This is a genomic window from Paraglaciecola hydrolytica (assembly GCF_001565895.1).
Classification (GTDB): domain Bacteria; phylum Pseudomonadota; class Gammaproteobacteria; order Enterobacterales; family Alteromonadaceae; genus Paraglaciecola; species Paraglaciecola hydrolytica.
Map to the genome: position 1 here is coordinate 788,380 of NZ_LSNE01000003.1, position 16,980 is coordinate 805,359.

The 16,980-nt window shown below is 43.7% G+C and carries 10 protein-coding genes; all 10 read left to right on the forward strand.

Annotated elements, in window-relative coordinates:
* On the forward strand, nt 1-4,023 hold a 4,023-nt coding region (locus tag AX660_RS05990), incomplete at its 5' end, for a LamG domain-containing protein (protein WP_068373923.1).
* Nucleotides 4,024-4,175: 152 nt separating this feature from the next.
* Nucleotides 4,176-6,044, forward strand: a complete 1,869-nt coding sequence (locus AX660_RS05995) for a formylglycine-generating enzyme family protein (protein ID WP_068373927.1) — start codon at nt 4,176-4,178, stop codon at nt 6,042-6,044.
* A gap of 234 nt (nt 6,045-6,278) precedes the next feature.
* The gene (locus AX660_RS06000) at nt 6,279-7,322 is read left to right on the forward strand and encodes a rod shape-determining protein (protein ID WP_068373934.1); all 1,044 of its coding nucleotides are present in this window, start codon (nt 6,279-6,281) and stop codon (nt 7,320-7,322) included.
* A 59-nt stretch (nt 7,323-7,381) separates the two neighbouring features.
* Nucleotides 7,382-8,236: a rod shape-determining protein MreC gene (gene mreC, locus AX660_RS06005; protein WP_068373937.1), complete on the forward strand. Its 855-nt coding sequence runs from the start codon at nt 7,382-7,384 to the stop codon at nt 8,234-8,236.
* Entirely contained in the window at nt 8,236-8,712 is a 477-nt protein-coding gene (gene mreD / locus AX660_RS06010) for a rod shape-determining protein MreD (RefSeq protein ID WP_068373941.1), read from the forward strand. Before mreC ends, mreD begins: the two co-directional genes overlap by 1 nt.
* Nucleotides 8,713-8,719: 7 nt before the next feature.
* Nucleotides 8,720-9,283: a Maf family protein gene (locus AX660_RS06015; RefSeq protein ID WP_068373944.1), complete on the forward strand. Its 564-nt coding sequence runs from the start codon at nt 8,720-8,722 to the stop codon at nt 9,281-9,283.
* On the forward strand, nt 9,280-10,743 hold the full coding sequence (gene rng, locus AX660_RS06020) for a ribonuclease G (protein ID WP_068373948.1): 1,464 nt from the start codon (nt 9,280-9,282) through the stop codon (nt 10,741-10,743). Before AX660_RS06015 ends, rng begins: the two co-directional genes overlap by 4 nt.
* 15 nt (nt 10,744-10,758) lie before the next feature.
* Nucleotides 10,759-14,649: a YhdP family protein gene (locus AX660_RS06025; protein WP_068373951.1), complete on the forward strand. Its 3,891-nt coding sequence runs from the start codon at nt 10,759-10,761 to the stop codon at nt 14,647-14,649.
* The gene (locus tag AX660_RS06030) at nt 14,642-15,496 is read left to right on the forward strand and encodes a carbon-nitrogen hydrolase family protein (protein WP_068373954.1); all 855 of its coding nucleotides are present in this window, start codon (nt 14,642-14,644) and stop codon (nt 15,494-15,496) included. The genes AX660_RS06025 and AX660_RS06030 overlap by 8 nt, the downstream gene beginning before the upstream one ends.
* A complete protein-coding gene (gene tldD / locus AX660_RS06035; protein WP_068373962.1) occupies nt 15,489-16,931 on the forward strand; it encodes a metalloprotease TldD in 1,443 nt (480 codons plus the stop codon). The genes AX660_RS06030 and tldD overlap by 8 nt, the downstream gene beginning before the upstream one ends.
* The last annotated feature ends 49 nt before the right edge of the window (nt 16,932-16,980 follow it).

A 16,980-nucleotide genomic window follows, 5' to 3' on the forward strand; every position in this document is an offset into this window, starting at 1 on the left:
ACCTATTTAGGCTCGGGTAATGATTGGAGTACCACGTATTCAGCTACATTAAATTTGGCAGCAGGCCAGAATTATTATTTGCATATTCGTGGACGAGATACTGGCGGCATTGCTGGTTTTATTGGTGATTTCACGCTAACCGGCATTGATCACCTCTTCCCTAATAATGGACAAACCATTTCAACTAATACGACCCATTGGAAAGTCAGTAAAACGGGTTGGAATAATTATGTCAATGCTTCAATGGTAAATGGTAATAATGGTGTAGCACCTTGGGGACGTCGTCCTAACATATCAGCGGGAGCAACGTGGATCTGGTCTGCCGATGCAGAAAACGACAATCAAGTGTATTTCTCACTAGCCATAACCAGCCAGACAAGTACCCCGCCGGATGACGGCCAGTGTAGTCTTGTTTATCCTTCGGTATTACAAAGCCATTCAACAACAGGGCGTTTGGGCGTGGACAGTGGCGCCAGAGTGATTAACTCCCCCTCGACAATTTTACCTTTTGTGACAGGTAATATTAACGCCAATCAAGGTAATAGCTGCGGCAGCGCGGATTGTAGTGTATCGGGGCAGTCTGCAGAGGCTCTTGAATTACCGACCTTCCCAACTTTTTCTAGCAACAATAATTATAACCTTAGTAATGTCACCTTAGGCCAAGGCAGTTATAGCAGCAATACCTTTGGTTATCTGACTGTTGAAAATGGTACAACCCGTTTTTCGGCTAACCATTCTACTTATTATATTAAAGGTTTAACCATTCAAAATAGTGGCAAATTGACCTTACGTCCTGGCACTTATTGGGTTGAGCAAATTAATCTTAACTCGGGTAATTTTCCGGGAGACGTGCAGATAAACGTTGAGGGCACAGGCACCGTTTATCTCTATGTAAAATCTGGTTTGAATACCGGCAGTAATTCACAAATCAATGGTTTAACTGCCACTGCCGCCCTTAATCTGAGCGTGTACCAAGACTTTAATGTGAATGCCAAATCGACGGTTTCAGGCTTGATTTATACCCAAGGAAATATGCACATCAACAGTGACTCAAAAGTGACGGGGGCAGTGTCAGCTGGAAATTTACAACTTAATGCCAACTCAACCGTAGAATATGTCAGTGGGTTGTTCACAACGTATGATTTTAGCCAGATTTGTGGTTCACCAGTCCCAGAACCAACGCCAGTTTTGGCCTTTTATCAATTTGACGAACAGAGCTGGAGCGGCAGTAACTCGGTAATTGATTCGTCGGATAACGGACATCATGGTAATCCTCGTGGCTCGATTACCCCCCTATTACCAAGCGATCAACAAAAATCTTGTAAGGTAATGGATGTGCCTTATAACTCCAGTTTTTTTTATACCAGTGCTTTAGATACCAAACTCGACGTTGATGATGATATTGGTGTGGCAGGTACCGTGTCGTTTTGGTATCGCAGTAAATTGTCATGGGCCTCATCATCTTCCCGGCAGTTACTGGATGCTTCAAATGGTTTTTTATTTCTATTTGGTAAGTCTTTTTATCTGACGCTGTATTCGGGTAAGCTGGAATTTGGTATGGAAGATTCAGCCGATAAAGATGCAGTCATCAAAGCCAGCGGCCTTAATTTTGCTGCGAATGAATGGGTGCATGTGGCGGTTACTTGGGATCTCCATGCAGATAAAATGGCTATTTTTGTCAATGGTGTAGCTGTAGCGTCAAACAATAATGTTGGCCTGAATGGTCAGATGGGAAATTTAAATACCTTGTATGTGGGTGACAGTCGCGACCTGTATTTTACTGGGAATAGCTCAGACAATTCTGCTTATGGTCAATTTGATGATCTGAGAATTTACCAAAGCGCGCAGGATGCCAATGCAATAGCCACAGACGCCAATACCCTCAATCCTTGTGTAACTAATGCTGTGGATCATTTTCGCCTAGAGCACGACACTCAGGGTTTTACTTGTGAGACAGAGTCTGTGGTGCTAAAAGCCTGTAAAGATGCAAATTGCACCCTGCTTTATGATCAACCCACTAGTGTCAGCCTAACACCGGGCCGTTGGGGCGGCGGTAATACGGTGAACTTTACCGGTTCAATTAATACTAGTTTGAACATAACCACGGCAGGTAATTATACTGTAAGCAAAACGGCTTCCTCTGAAAATGCCAGTTTACGCTGCTTTTTTGGCTCCAATGAGACCTGTGATATTGCCTTTGTTGATGCTGGTTTTGAATTTATCGGCGCTACAATCAACGATAAAACCTTACCTGATCAGTTAGCCCAAACTCAGTTCAATAATGTGCAATTGCGCTCCGTACAGGATGAAAATGGCGTATGTCAGGCCGCGATAACGGGTAATCAAGATATTACCTTTGGTTATAATTGTGATTCGCCAAACACTTGCCTTACCCCGCTAGCTGGTATCGCCATCAGTAATGCAAATGGTGAAAATACAGGCAACATTAGGCTAAATTTTGCGGCCAATGGTATCGCCTCTTTGGCGGCCTTAAACTATGCCGATGTAGGCCGATTGGCATTGAGCGCACAGGCCACAATAGATGGTGCTCAATTACTCAAAGGTATGGCTTTAGTTGATATTTACCCAGCAAGTTTACAACTAAGTGTTACTCCGGCCTCGCTTGTATATAGCGGTCCTGCAGATTCTGATAAATATACTGCCGGCAAACCCTTCGAATTTAAAATTGGCGCTTACGGTGCGACTGGAAGTTTGCTGCCTAATTACCAGCCTGGACAAATGCAACTTAGGGTGCAACGTATTTATCCCATCGCAACTGGCGCAGTTGACGGGAACTTTAGATATGCCAGTGCTGGTGAATTAGGCAGCTCTACTGATTCAGATTTATTCATCAATGTCGCTAATCTGAATTTTTCTGGCGGCCAATATCAATATACCGCGGCATATTATGACGAAGTTGGGCGTATCACTATTGACGCACAAGACTTAAACTATTTGGGCAATCAAATTAGCTCTCAGGCTGTGTTAACTCTGGGGCATTTTATCCCTGCCTATTATACGGTTGAAGCCGAACCGACAGCGCCGGCCTTGCAAAATGTGCACTCTAGTTTCAGTTATGTGGGACAAACTATCTCGTTTGGCACTTTTCCTGCGCTGAAAGTCACCGCCAAAAATGCGCTAGATCAAATTACTTATAATCATGATTCCCTTGACTGGAACTTTCGCCCCACGCTCAATGACGTCAACAATGCACTGAAACTGAGTTATCTAGATAAAAGCGGCTATCCTGGTGATGCAACGGTATTTAAAGGTAATGCTCCGCTAATAAGCGGCGATAACAACTACGATGGTTCTGTAGTAATAACGCTGCCTGACGCTACTATTGTTTATAATAAAACTGATGCGAATTATACCATGTTCGGTCCAGTCAGCCCTTTTGTTGCCCTACTTGATATTGTCTTGCATGCAGCGTTTTTAAGTGATCAAAGTGGCATTTGTTTCCGCGATAATTATCTCGATGCAAGTTGCAATGATTTTACCTTTAGTGACGTAGGTGGAGCGGATTTACGTTTTGGTCGCTTTGCCTTTAAGAGCACCTATGGACCAGAGGACGAAGCACTGCGCCCTGGTTTTGCAGTGGAATATTATGACCAGAAGCAATGGCTAGTGAATACCTTAGACAACGAGACGCTTATCGATTTTTCACAGGCCGCCAATCACCTGCTACTGGTGAAAAAAGGTGAGGGTAATGATTTAACTAATTCAATTACTGCAGTAACCAGCGATGGTCATCTATTACTCGGTGTACCCGATGATAATCAGGATTTTAATCTCAGTGCCCCTGAGGAAGTAGGTGAAGTATATTTACGCTTAAATCCGGCCGCCGACCCTAGTGGTTGGTCACAATACTTAAACTATGATTGGAGTGATGATGGCAAAATTTGTAATCAAGCAGGACTATGTGCCACTGGAAATGGCCTTGATTATCCTCAGGCAACCATTAGTTTTGGCTTGTTCAGAGGCAATGATCGGGTTATACAATGGCGTGAGGTGTTTAATTAAATCAGTATTGGGTCTGCAACACTCTTGCGCTTTTCGTTGTAACTCAATAGCATAGGCCATTAAGGTTGCTAGAATATGGGCTTAAATCCCATTGAACTGTAACTAAGCCGGAAAAATAGCTTACCTTTTGGTAATCAGTTTGGAACCACATAATGAATCGAATAGCACAACTGACCTGTATTGTTGCCCTGTCTTTTTGTAATTTTGTATTTGCTGCCGACTTAAGTGTTGCTGACATCGAACAGAAAATTACTGCAAAGCAGGCTGAGTACAACAATTATAATAAAAATTTAGAGTCAGAGATTGGCGCTGCCAGCAAACTCGAAAAAGACTTGGAAGCCGTTCGTCAGAATGTCACTTTGGCTGATGCTGATAGGCAATCTGCTTTGATCGAGATGAATCTGCAATATGAAAAAATGGTAGATAATCCTGAATTAGACATTTCATCGACAAAGGCAAATTATGCCAAAGCGGTTAGAACCCACAAAGCCATTAAAGATTCCATCACCGCTAAATACAATGAGTGGCAGACTAAATTACAAGATGTAGAAAGAATGCAAGTGTCTAAACATAGCTTGCTAAATACTATTGAAGGTTTGAAAGAACAGCTTAACGGCGCACGTATTGATCGTTTATACAAAGAATTTAACCGCCAAGAGGCGGTAGTGGTTAGCCATAATATTGCCTGTGATAAAGATGAAACTATCAGCAAGTGTACTGAGCGCGGAAAATCACTGGCCAAGCAAAAAGCATCAAAACGTTTCTTAGACAGTTTGTATGATGGTTTAAGCGAATCGATTCAAGCCAGTGCGCGTCGTGAATCTTCCGATGTATTTGTACAAGTGGTACGCAGTGAAGTGGCCGAAAGCAACTTCAGTGGTCAAGGTAATTTCAACGTTAAAATGAACCTGCAATTACAAGGCAACTTAAAACGGGCTGAAGGTTGTGCTTTGTTAGGTTTAGATCGTCGTTACTGTGTGGGTAATGACAGTAAAGTTGCGCCGGTTCTCGCTGAAAAACCCAAAGTCAGTTCACCTGATGGTTCAGTCATGTATGAACTTACCGTCAGATCTAACGTATTTGATGACGAAGTGTTTATTGATGGTGTTAGTTATGGCTCCACTAAGTTACAAATTATGGTGCCGGCCGGTGAACATGATGTTGAAGTGGTAAAACGAGGTTATGAACCAAATCGTCAGCGCATTACTATTAAAGAGCCCACGACCTTAAAATTAGATCTGCAACGTACTAAATATGCTTTCAGCAAAGGCGAAAAAATTCAGGATATCTTAGCTGGTGACATTCCAGGCCCTGAATTAGTGGTGGTGCCAGCTGGTAGCTTTCGTATGGGCGACATCACTGGTACAGGCTTAGACAATGAGCGTCCGGTGAAAACCCGTGATTTAAAACAATCTTTTGGCATGAGTGAAACAGAAATTACGGTTAAAGCTTTTGAGCAATTTGTTAAAGCCACTAGTTATGTCACTGATGCCGAAAAAGATAAAGGTTGCGCCTCGTATTCTGAAGGTCAGGCGGTATGGGAAAGTAACCGCAACTGGCGTTCCCCTGGTTTTGCCCAAAGCGACAAAAGCCCAGTAGTTTGTGTGAGTTTGGGTGATGCTCAAGCCTTTGTATCTTGGATGTCTAAAGCCAGTAATCAGGCTTACAAACTGCCTTCTGAAGCCCAGTGGGAATATGCCGCGCGTGGTGGCAAAGAAACAGATTTTTGGTGGGGTGAAGGTGTTGGCACTGACAACGCAAACTGTGGTTGGTGTGGTAGCCAATGGTCAAATGTTGGAACTTCTCCAGTAGCATCTTTTGAGCGTAATCATTTTGGTTTATATGACACAGTGGGTAATGTATGGGAATGGACCACCAGTAGCTCAGACATTAATAGTGGTACCGTTAGAGGTGGTGCGTGGAATTTTGCTCCGCGTCTGGCCAGAGTTTCAACCAGAATGGAACTAGAACCAAGTTTTCGTGCTAACTACATCGGCTTTCGAGTAGTTCGTGAGCAATAAGTTAGTTTGCTCTAAAAACCAACCCGACTTTAGGTCGGGTTTTTTGTTTCTGTGTTATTGCTGAATAAATGTTCGATATTTGGGCTTAAATAGCGGAATAATTATCACGAAAGTAATTAATCTCTCTAAACAGCGCTTTTTATGTTTTTGTTTTACCTGTTTGCTTGCCCATTACAAGGGCTATTGGTAAAGTTGCCGCATATATCTATCATCAACTAGGATGCGGCTTCTTCCATGTTCAAAAAGCTACGGGGAATGTTTTCCAACGATTTATCTATCGACCTCGGCACAGCCAATACGCTTATCTATATCAAAGACAAAGGTATAGTTTTAAATGAGCCGTCAGTTGTGGCAATTCGTCAAGAAAGAGCAGGTGGGCCTAAGAGTGTTGCTGCTGTAGGTACTGAAGCTAAGCGCATGTTAGGCAGAACGCCTGGTAACATAAAAGCAATTCGCCCGATGAAAGACGGTGTAATTGCAGATTTTTATGTGACCGAAAAAATGCTCCAGCATTTTATCAAACAAGTTCACGACAATAACTTTTTACGCCCGAGTCCTCGTGTATTGGTTTGTGTGCCCTGTGGTTCTACTCAGGTTGAGCGTCGCGCCATTCGTGAGTCTGCCTTAGGTGCTGGTGCCCGTGAAGTATTTTTGATTGATGAACCTATGGCCGCCGCAATAGGCGCAGGTTTGCCTGTTTCAGAAGCAACCGGCTCTATGGTAGTTGATATCGGTGGTGGTACCACAGAAGTGGCGATTATTTCACTTAACGGTATTGTGTATTCGTCATCAGTGCGTATCGGTGGTGATAAGTTTGATGAAGCAATTATCTCTTACATCCGCCGTAATTTTGGTTCCTTGATTGGTGAAGCCACCGCAGAGCGAATCAAACACGAAATCGGTGCGGCTTACCCTGCTGAAGAAGTCAAAGAAATTGAAGTCCGTGGCCGTAACTTGGCCGAGGGTGTGCCTCGTAGTTTTACCCTCAATAGCAATGAAATACTTGAAGCCCTACAAGAACCTCTGACCGGTATAGTCTCGGCCGTGATGGTGGCGCTGGAACAATCTCCACCAGAATTAGCGTCGGATATTTCTGAACGTGGTATGGTGTTAACCGGTGGTGGCGCTTTATTAAAAGACTTAGATCGTTTATTGATGGAAGAAACCGGTATTCCGGTGGTTATCGCTGATGATCCTTTGACCTGTGTTGCCAGAGGTGGCGGTAAAGCCTTTGAAATGATTGATTTGCACGGGGGCGATTTATTTAGCTACGAATAATTTATTGAAAGGGTGGCTTGCAAGCCCATGAGTGTAAGTCACCTAATTGGCATTACTGTATGAATCTAAATTTTTCTGTTGGTCCCTCCTTACAACACAGACTTGCTTTGGGCTTGTTATTGTCTGTTTCGCTTATTATTTTTGATCACAAATTTAATGGTTTTGGTACTACGAGGGTTTACCTCAACTCTCTGGTTAGTCCTTTACAATATTTGGCTAATTTACCCGGCGAACTACTCAGTGCCAGTGCGACCCAGTTGGCCTCTCATCAGCAGCTATTAGATGAAAACGCTCAACTTACCCTGCAAGCCACCTTGATGAGTGAAGAACTGCAACGTATGACCTTCCTCAAAGAAGAAAATAATCGCTTACGCCGCCTGCTCAATTCTCCTACTAATGTGAACATCCGCAAACTCGTGGCCGAGTTGATGGCGGTAGATAACAATCCATATAGTCATCAGATTGTGGTCAACAAGGGAACCATTAACGGCGTATTTGAAGGCCAGCCGGTATTGGATGAAAGTGGTGTAGTGGGGCAAATTATGCAGGTTAGTTCGACCAATAGTCGTGTTTTGCTGATTGCTGATATCACCCACGCGATACCGGTGCGAGTGGCACGTAATAATGTGCGTTTAGTGGCAACAGGCTCAGGTAGCCTTGATGAATTACATATTCAGCATGTACCCCATAGTGCCGATCTTCAGGTGGGTGATTTACTCTTGTCATCAGGTTTAGGTAAGGTATTTCCCGAAGGTTATCCAGTCGCCGAAATCACTTCGATAGTGCGTGACGAAAGCAGACCCTTCGCGGTGGTCAGAGCTAAACCTATAGCCCAGCTCGATAGGCTGAAATACCTGTTGCTGTTGTGGACAGATGAGCAAGAATTACCTGAACCCGAGGAAATAGAACAATAATGTCATTCCGAAGTTATGCTATTGCTCTGAGTTTAATTTGTGCTTTAGTGCTGCAAATCATGCCCTTACCGGCCTTTGTAGACCTCTACCGCCCAGATTGGGTGTTGTTGGTACTATGTTATTGGACGTTGGCCCTGCCACATCGTGTCAACGTTGGGGTTGCTTTTATTAATGGCTTAATACTTGATGTATTACTTGGCTCCAGTTTAGGGGTTCATAGTTTTGCCATGTGTGTGAGTATTTATGTGCTGGCCGCCAATTATAAACGTTTACGCAATTATTCATTGTGGCAACAAGCCTTCGTAATCGGTGTCATTTCAGCTTTTTACAATCTTATCGTATTCTGGTTACAGCACTTATTGACCGATGTGTATTTTCTTTTCACTTATATGTGGCCTGTGGTCAGCTCCATGATTTTATGGCCTTGGTTATTTTGGTTGTTACGTAAACTACGCCGCCAACTGCGTATTAGCTGAGGTTATTATGTTATATCTCGCCTCTCAATCTGCCCGTCGTGCTGAGTTATTAACTCAGATAGGGCTGGTATTTCAAACGATTAAGATTGATCTGGATGAAAGCCAACTCCCCAACGAAATAGCAACTGACTATGTATTACGTCTAGCCTGTGCAAAATCAGCACTTGGTTGGCAGCAATCTAACCAGAGTTATCCGGTACTGGGGGCTGATACCATAGTGGTTATTGATCAGCTGATCCTCGGTAAACCTTGTGATTTAGCCGATGCACAAAGAATGTTAGGTTTATTGTCTGGTCATACGCATCAAGTGTATACCGCAGTTGCTTTAACTACGGCTCAAGGGCAAGTGCATACTGTAGTGCAAACGGCTGTCAGTTTTGGCCAACTCACTCATCAGCAAATCGACGATTACTGGGCCAGTGGTGAACCACAGGATAAAGCGGGCAGTTATGGTATTCAGGGTTTAGGTGGGCAGTTTGTGCAACATATTAATGGCAGCTACAGTGCCGTCGTTGGCTTGCCACTCTTCGAAACTCGGCAACTATTAAATCAAATAGGACATCAGCAATGAGCGCGGAATTATTGATTAACGTTACTCCCTCAGAGTCACGAGTGGCGTTGATAGAAAATGGAATTTTGCAAGAAATCCACATTGAGCGACATACCAAACGTGGCCTAGTTGGCAATATTTACCGCGGTAAAGTCAGCCGAGTATTGCCGGGAATGCAAGCCGCCTTTGTGGATATTGGTTTGGATAAAGCGGCATTTTTACATGCTTCAGACATTGCCATTCATAGTGAAGTTGAAGAAGAGGTGTCCACTAGTCATCTCACCAAACGTGATATCCGTGAATTAGTTAAAGATGGTCAGAACATAGTTGTGCAGGTCGTTAAAGATCAGATTGGTACCAAGGGCGCTAGGCTTACTACCGACATCACAATTCCTTCTCGTTATTTGGTTTTTATGCCCAGCGTAACCCACGTGGGTGTATCTCAACGTATCGAAGATGAAAAAGAACGAGAACGTTTGAAATCCCTGGTGCAGTGTTTTTGCAGTGAACACGGTGGTTTTATTTTGCGCACCGCTGCCGAAGGGGTAAAAGAGCAAGAACTAGTACAAGATGCCGATTTTTTAAGGCGCTTGTGGGACAAAATACGTTCTAGAATGAAAAACAAGTCCCATATCCTATACGAAGATTTACCTTTGGCGCGCCGGGTATTGCGTGACTTTGTAGGCACCACCTTAGATAGGATCAGGATTGATTCAAAATTATCATTACAAGAATTGCAATTGTTCACAAAAGAATATGTGCCGGAGTTACATCGTTTACTGGAATATTATCCCGGTGACCGGCCTATTTTTGACCTTTACGATGTTGAAAATGAATGTCAACGTTCACTAGACAGACGAGTCGATTTAAAATCTGGTGGGTATTTGATCATTGATCAAACTGAAGCCATGACGACGATTGATATTAATACTGGTGCCTTTGTGGGCCATCGTAATCTCGAAGAAACCATTTTTAATACTAATATCGAAGCGACTCAGGCCATAGCGCGCCAGTTACGATTACGTAATTTAGGCGGTATGATTTTAATCGACTTTATTGATATGACCGACCAAGATCACCAGCGCCGAGTCATGCACAGTCTAGAAGTTGCCACCAGTAAAGATCGGGCCAAAATCAACATTCATGGTTTTACAGCCTTGGGTTTAATTGAAATGACTCGCAAAAGAACCCGCGAAAGTTTGGAACATATCCTGTGTGGTGAGTGTCCAGTATGTAAGGGGCGTGGTTCAATTAAAACCGTTGAAACCGTGTGTTTTGAGATTATGCGGGAAATTGTGCGGGTTAATCGCGCTTATGACGCCGACAAATTTGTGGTCTACGCCTCTCCTGCGGTGGCAGAAGCTTTGTTAGGTGAAGAATCACATATGCTGGCGGAACTCGAAGTCTTTGTGACTAAACAAATTAAGGTGCACACTGAATTGTTATATAACCAAGATCAATATGACGTTGTCATGATGTAAACCTCGATAGAAATAATGCGAACAGCGTCTTTTTATGTGGCTTACATCGTCAGAAAATTATGGGCACTACTTGCGGTAAGCTTAGTAGTAATCGCTGTTGCCCTCAGTTTATTGCGTTTTTCTCTACCTTATCTCAATGAACAAAAACAAGTATTAGAAGATTATTTAGGCCAGCAATTTGGCGCTGAATTACGTATTGGCAGTATTACCGCTCAGTGGAAAGGCTTGGGCCCAGCCATTGTGCTGCAAGACATTCAACTGGTGCAAAATAAGCAATCTCCTATACATTTAGAAATCGCAGAAACTATCATCGAGCTGGACTTTTGGGATTCGGTATTACAAGGCCAAATTCAATCTAATAAGTTTGCATTGCAAGATATGCGAGTCACTATTGATCTGGCGTCATTGCAACAAGAAGATAGTGATTATCCTATAGTATCGGCCCTCGAAAAGTTGTTTCTTCAACAACTACAATCTTTTTCGATCAGCGATAGTCGCATACTCTTACTTACCCCTGATGATCAACAAACCGTGTTAATTGATCAGGTTTCTTGGGTTAATAAAGGTGATAGGCATCAAGGCCGAGGGCAGTTACAAATTGCTGAAATCGCGAAAAACTCCGCCTCTTTTATTCTCGATCTCTATGGTCATGACACTGATATTTCAGGTACTTTTTTTGCTAAAGGTGAAGAACTCGACTTATCGCCTTGGGTAAGCCAGTGGCTGCAAACATCGCATAAATTAGTAGAAAGTCGTGGCAGTTTTGTGATGTGGGCGAGCATCACTCAACAATCACTTAGCTCAGTGCAATTAGATATTTCCAATAGCCGTTTTAGTTGGGACACAGGGGCAAGCAAAATCCGTGCGGCAGTATCTGGCGGGCAAATAAATGCTGCTCCAGTTAACACCAGCGACAATTCCAGTTGGGTGATTAATCTGGATAATTTTTCGCTGATGTTAAATGATCAACTATCGATTTCTACCTGGTTAGCCAAGTTAGATAGTAAGGGACATTTTACCCTCAACAATGCAGAGCCGTTAGAGCTACAGCCTTTTGTAGCATTATTGCCTTTGTTAATTGATGAGTCAGCCGTGGCCTTGCTTGATGAATTACAGCCGCAGGCCGTTTTAGATAAGCTACAACTGGCAGTGAATTTAAGTGGGGAGCTGAATCTGGCCACTAAAATTAGTCAGCTAGCTTGGCAACAAACCCCCGCAATACCAGGTTTGTCCCACGCAGACGCAGAGTTATTATGGTCAAACTCTAGAGGTAAACTCAGTCTGCAAAGCACGAATAAAAGCTTACTGGTTTCACAAATATTGCCACAAGATATTGATTTTACCGATCTGAGCGCGACCTTATTTATTACCCTAGGGCCAGATGGTTTAGAGCTTAGAGGTGAAGACATCGCCCTGCATAGCCCTCAATTAAGTGTTTATCCTGAATTTTATTATAATTCTGCGCAGCGGTTTTTAGCGGCCAGCGCCAATATCTCCACCCTGGACGTGGCCGATGTAGCCCATTTTTATCCGGCTAAGTTGATGGGAGAAGAAACTAAGGACTATTTAAGCGGATCTTTACAAACAGGCACGGTAAACGCGGCACAAGTATTATGGCACGGTAGTTTTAGTGAGTTTCCCTTCAAACAACAACAAGGCATATTTCAAGCCGCGGTAGAGATTGAAGAGGGCGTATTAGAATTTGACCCGCAGTGGCCAGCATTAACAGATTTGCATATCAATTTGTTGTTTGAAAATGAAGGGCTGTGGATGCGCAGCCAGCAAGGTAAGTTGCTTGATGTAAAACTAGCAGATTTAAGTGCAGCGATCCCATCTTTAGCTAAGGGAGCCATACTCAGCATAGACGCCAAAGGCTTGGCTAGTGGCACACAAGTACGTGAACTTATGTTGCAAAGTAGCTTGGCTGACTCTTTGGGTAAAGTATTACAACAGGTGCAGATTGACGACCAACTAAGCACGGAGCTGCATCTGCATATTCCGCTCAGTGGCAAAGATGTAGTCGCCAGCGGCAAGGTCACCTTAACCGACAGTAGTGTATTGATATCCAGTTTAGATCTACAACTTGAACATGCCAAAGGTCTGGTTAGTTTTGTGAACGACAAGGTAAGTTTTAAAAACTTGTCGGCTAATTTACTCAACCAAGCGGTTAAAGTCAGTTTTAATGGTTTACAGAAAAATCAACACTATGAAGCTGATATTAATATTAAGGGCGACTGGCAGACCACAAAGCTACTGAATAAATATCACCCCGCCTTAGCATCTTACCTATCTGGTAGCAGCCTTTGGCAGGCTGATGTCAATCTTCAGTTGCCACAAGATGGTTACGAATACACAGCAACTGTGCAGTCAGATTTAGTGAGACTACAATCCGAATTACCTTTCCCCTTTGATAAGCCTGCATCTCAAGCCCGAGCATTGCTAGTTGAAGTGAAAGGTAATAAACAGGCCTCAGTGGTTAAAGTACAGTTAGGCAATGATGTGGAATTTAATGGTAATTTGCTTCATGACAGCATGAGGTTTTCCCGCGCGCATCTGTCGGTTGGTGAATCAGATTTAGTAGGCATGGGACTGGGTTTTAGTGTTTCGGCTAATCTTAGGACACTGAATATCGATGACTGGTATCAGGCGATAAATCATCTCATTAGCAATACCGACAGCAGCAATGACAAGCCTGGGCAACAGGCTATTTTAGAGGCGCCAAAACGGGTTTTTATCAGTGCTGATAATGCCATCTTAGCGTCGCAAAAACTGAGTAACCTTGAATTAGTGGTAAAAAATACCAACGACAGTTGGCTGCTGGATGTCAACGCCAAAGAAACGCGAATGGAAGTCGCTCTGTACAAAGACTGGCTGAACCAAGGTGTGAATATTAATGCCGATTTTATCGATTTACTCAATTGGCAATCTCTCAGTAAGGAGACCACAGAGAGTGAGGAGCCTAGATTTGATCTTGATCCTAGTAGGTTTCCGCCGATTAAGTTCTCCTGCCAACGTTGCCGTATATTAAATAATGACCTAGGCAAGGTTGATCTCGCGCTGTCGCGTACATCCGGTGGCATGCGCATTGATAACTTTAGAATGAATAACAGTCATGGTTTACTTTATGCGCAGGGTGATTGGTTTGTTAATCAAGGCAAAAGTAGCACCCGTGTTACTGGTGAATTTAGCAGTTCTGACTTTGGCGCCTTATTAAAAGGCTTTCAATTTAACTCCGGTATTAAAGACTCATCGGCCAGTGCAAAGTTTGATTTAAGCTGGCAACAAGCACCCCATGAATTTAATCTGGCGAGTTTAACGGGCGATATGGAATGGCGTTTAAGTGATGGCTATTTGACAGAAATCACCGATAAAGGCTCAAGGATATTCAGTATTTTGAGTTTGGATTCCTTGGTACGTAAACTTAAACTGGATTTTAGGGATGTATTTGCCAAAGGCTTTTTCTACGACAAGATGAATGGCTCTTTTCAGATCCAAAACGGCATAGTGGATACTCGTGATACTGTGGTTGATGGTGGTGCGGGTGAAATCACTATGTTAGGTTATGCGGATTTAAATGCGCAAAAATTAAATTATCAAATCTCCTTTGCACCTAAGGTAACATCTAGCCTGCCGGTAATTGTGGCTTGGATGGTAAATCCTGCCACAGCGCTGGCGGCCTTAGCTATCGATCAGGTGCTGACCTCTGCCAAGGTCATTTCAAATATCCAATTTTCACTGACCGGCACTTTTGACGAACCAATTATTGAAGAGCTACAGCGGGACAGTAAAGAAATAAGCCTACCGGCCAAACTCCCCACTGAAAACATACCGCAAAAATTAGATGGCAGCATTATTGATCAGCCGGTTGATTTAGAACTACAGCCAGAGGGACCAATCAGTGGCTAGGTTAATTGCCTTACAAATGACATCCAGTCCAAATGTAAACGACAATCTGGACTTTGTTGAACAGCAACTCAAACAGTTACAGGTAATTGAAAGCACTCTTGTGGTATTGCCTGAGTGTTTTGCCTGTTTTGGCGGCGGTGATAAAACGGTACTGCAAATCGCCGAAAAACGCGATGAGGGCCCAGTACAACAGCGTTTAAGTGCACTGGCTAAAACTTACAATATCTGGCTGGCCGCAGGCAGTTTTCCACTCCTATGCAGCCCTGAGCCGAGAGGCCATGAAGATGGGCAGGAAAACAAATACACTGCTTCCTGTTTATTGTTTGATGATCAGGGCATTTTACAAGCTGAGTATCAAAAAATTCATTTGTTTGATGTACAGGTGGCCGACAATACCGGTAGCTATTTAGAATCCCGCAGCACACAAGCTGGCAATAAATTAGTGGTTATCGATAGCCCTTTTGGCAAGTTAGGTTTGGCGATCTGTTACGATATCCGTTTTGCTGGCCTGTTTCAGGCAATGAGCCAGTTGGCGCAGCTTGATGTACTGGTATTGCCTGCCGCTTTTACTCAACTTACCGGCAGCGCCCATTGGCAGGCCTTATTAACCGCCAGAGCTATCGAAAACCAATGTTATTTGGTGGCAGCTAATCAAACTGGCGTGCACGCGAATAACAGACAAACGTACGGCCACTCCTGTATCATATCGCCATGGGGCGAAACCCTGGCTGAGCTACCGACCGAAACCGGAATCATTGCCGCCACTATCGATTTTAATGCACTGAGTAATATTCGAACGAATATGCCAGTTGCCCAACATAATAAATTCAGGAGTTACCTTGTCTGACTTGGTAGAAGCAAATTTACTCGACGCCTCACAACTTACCCGAGACTCATTGACGTCGGCACTTGATATTATTTATCAACACGACAATGATTTTGCCGATCTGTATTTTCAGTCTAGTCAGCACGAGACGTGGGCCTTAGAAGACGGCATCATCAAAGAAGGTAGCTATAACATTGAACGAGGCGTAGGTGTACGTGCCGTCAGTGGCGAAAAAACTGGTTTTGCCTATTCCGATGATATCTCGCCCGATGCCTTGATGAAGGCTGCTACCGCCGCGCGCAGTATTTCAGGCCATGGTGGTCAGCACAAAGTCGCACCCTTGCGTGAAGCCAAATTTGATCCCCGTTATTACCAACAAAATCCTTTATTGGGCATGCAAGAGCAAGAAAAAATTGCCTTATTGCGTGCGGTAGATGAATACACGCGTAAACAAGAACCTGCCTTAAGTCAGGTGAATGTCAGTATTAGTGGAGTATATGAAGAAGTACTCATCGCAGCCACTGACGGGACCTTTTGTACCGATATCCGTCCTTTGATCCGCTTAAATTGCTCGGTATTAATGGAAAAAGACGGGCGTCGTGAAAAAGGTAGCTCTGGTATGGGCGGCCGTTATGCCTACGAATATTTTTTACAACAAGAAGATGGTCGCCCACGTTACGAAGTCTTAGCCGATGAAGCCATTCACATGGCACGTATCAACATGCAAGCGATTGCAGCTCCCGCGGGACAAATGCCAGTAGTACTTGGCAGTGGTTGGCCCGGAGTATTGCTACATGAAGCCGTAGGGCATGGCTTAGAAGGCGACTTTAACCGTAAAGGTGCCTCGACTTTTAGTGGCCGTATTGGTCAGCAGGTCGCTGCACGTGGTTGTACTATTGTGGATGATGGTACCTTGGCTAATCGCCGCGGCTCAATCAGTGTTGACGATGAAGGTACGCCTGGTCAGTACAATGTTTTGATCGAAGATGGCATTCTCAAAGGTTACATGCAGGATAAACTTAATGCCCGTTTGATGGGGGTTAAACCCACGGGTAACGGTCGTCGTGAGTCTTATGCTCATTTACCCATGCCACGTATGACCAATACCTATATGTTAGGTGGCAAACATAGCCCAGAAGAAATAATTGCCTCTATCGATAAAGGCATTTATGCACCTAACTTTGGTGGTGGGCAGGTGGATATCACTTCAGGCAAGTTTGTATTTTCCACCTCTGAAGCCTATCTCATCGAAAAAGGTAAAATTACCAAACCCATTAAAGGGGCAACCTTAATCGGCAATGGCCCTGAAGCCATGCAAAAAGTGTCGATGATTGGTAATGACTTAGCACTAGATAAAGGTGTAGGTGTTTGTGGTAAAGATGGCCAGTCATTACCTGTGGGGGTTGGCCAGCCAACCTTAAAAGTGGATGAACTCACCGTAGGTGGCACGGCTTAATAAAAGTTTGTACAAGCTCTGTAGCTAGACGATATAAAAAATAGTCTAG